Origin of the sequence: Corynebacterium sp. LK10 (genome assembly GCF_008042455.1) — a bacterium.
Classification (GTDB): Bacteria; Actinomycetota; Actinomycetes; order Mycobacteriales; family Mycobacteriaceae; genus Corynebacterium; species Corynebacterium jeikeium_D.
Map to the genome: position 1 here is coordinate 1 of NZ_NOVT01000004.1, position 2219 is coordinate 2219.

General features: G+C 53.9%; 1 protein-coding gene. It reads right to left on the reverse strand.

Annotated elements, in window-relative coordinates; all coding sequences use genetic code 11:
- Positions 1-496: 496 nt before the first annotated feature.
- On the reverse strand, positions 497-1945 hold the full coding sequence (locus CHU70_RS01975; protein ID WP_147719404.1) for a nucleobase:cation symporter-2 family protein: 1449 nt from the start codon (positions 1943-1945) through the stop codon (positions 497-499).
- Positions 1946-2219 lie beyond the last annotated feature (274 nt).

Below are 2219 nucleotides of genomic sequence, written 5' to 3' on the forward strand. Positions count from 1 at the left end.
AGCCAGTTCCCGTGTGGGGTGGGCTGCTGCGGCCCACTTTTGTGCCCACGAGTAAACAACATTTAATCGACAAATGTCGTGGCTTATATCTCGGGGTAGCTACCGATTTGGCTTAATTGCGGGTACTTAGAAGGGTCCGATGCGCAGTACACCGGTCGGAGGCTCCTCGAATTCTGGCACTGAGCTTGTTGGCATGTCCGATTCAGTTATTGCACTTCTGTGTTTACCACAGCCACTCATCCCGACATGCAGATACCGCGCTTCAATGGGGCTTTACTGCCAAGCTGTCCAAATAGGGATCCATACGCTTATTTGGAATTCGTCCTGATTCTTAAGCCCTACCTACGAGACAACGCGGCGCCATCCAAGGTCGCGCCAAAAGGAAATCCCGTATGGGCGAGGTATTGCCTGCGCCCATACGGGAATGTGTTGTATTTAATTACGCCAGCGCGGTCTGGGATTGAGCTATCCAGCCACGCTAATCAAAGTACCGAAGTTAGTTATTACTGCTTGGCTTAGCGGGCGGGACGTCGCCGTAGCCGTCGTGGTCCTTATCTTCAGAGTTGATACCTCCGCGGAAGGTGTCGTGAGCGCTCGGAGTAACTGCGTGCGGTGCACGGTCGGCGGTGTTGAACAAAAGGTTCAAGATAATAGCTGCGACGGAACCTACGCAGATTCCTGAGGCCATAAACGTTTGTGCCCATGCCGGCAGTCCGGAGAATAGTTCGGGCGATACAGCCGGAAGCAATGCCAGTGCCAACGGAATACCAACCACGATCACGTTGGATTCAGTGAACTTAACCTTGGATAGGGTGCGGACGCCGGATGCTGCGACCATGCCGAACAAGGCGATACCGGCACCTCCCAAAACTGGAGCCGGGATAGCAGCAACGAGAGCGGCCGTCTTTGGAATCAGTCCCAGAATCAGCAGCATTCCGCCTGCAGCTGCGGTAACCCATCGGGATCGCACGCCCGTGATGGACAGGACGCCGATGTTCTGGGCAAACGCCGTGTATTGGAAGGTATTGAAAATACCGCCGATCATGGTCGCAGCACCGTCGGCACGCAGTGTGTCGGCAATACGGCGATTATCAATCTCGGTCTCGGTAATCTCACCGATTGCAAGCACATCTCCAGTCGCCTCGACCATAGTCACAAGCGAGACAATGCACATGGCAAATACAGCCGAGAAGACAAACTCAGGCATGCCGAAGTAGAACGGATGTGTCAGCCCAAAGATTGGTGAGTCCTTGGTCCCAGACCAATCCACCATTCCCAATGGAATGCATAGCAGCAACCCAGAAATCATGCCCACTAGAACGGCGATTCGGGCGAGCCATTCCGGTGCCCAACGCTCAATACTGAGAATCAAGACCAACACAAACACAGCTACTGCCAAGTTTTGGGGCGTGCCGAAATCAGGAGTGTCCTTGACTTCAGCACCGCCACCAACCCAGTCAGCTGCGACTGGCATAAGCGTCGTACCGATAATCAATAGCACCGTGCCAGTGACCAACGGCGGAAATAGACGTAGAAGCGACGCAAAAAGCGGTGCAAAGAGCATCATGAAAATGCCCGATGCAATCACCGAACCGTAGATTGCGGGCACGCCGTATTGCGATCCGATAGTGACCATCGGAATGGCGGCAGAGAAGGTACAGCCCTGAATCAGTGGTAACCGCACACCAAATCGCCAAATACCCACCGACTGCACGATGGTGGCGATGCCGGCAACAAACAGGTCCGCGGCAATTAGGTGCGGAATATCGGATGGGGACATACGCCCGGCATCCACAAGTGCCCAGCCCACGAAAAGCGGGACTGCCACCGCGCCTGCATACGCGGCGAGCACATGTTGAAAGCCGAGTACAAGCAATTTCACATGGCCCGGATACTCATCGACCGGATGGACCGGCCGGGCATCGGTCTTCGTTGATGTAGTCACAGTTCGACTTTAGTTCCCTAGTCCAGCTTTTCCTCACTGGAGCTTTCTATTGGGGTGGTTTCGCTCCATCTCGCTTTACGACGAAGGCCTCGAGACTTGTCACTTTGCTGAGATAAATCGTGAGTGTGCGTAAGAAGCCGGTGAACGAACGCATTGCCGAACAGCTTTAAGTGAAACTCGAGGGTTATGGTCTTCTATTAGCTCGAAAGTGCTCAAGAAAGGCATTGTGACCTGCTGGTTCGCTTTATGTGTGAAGTGTGTGTAATGTATCCGG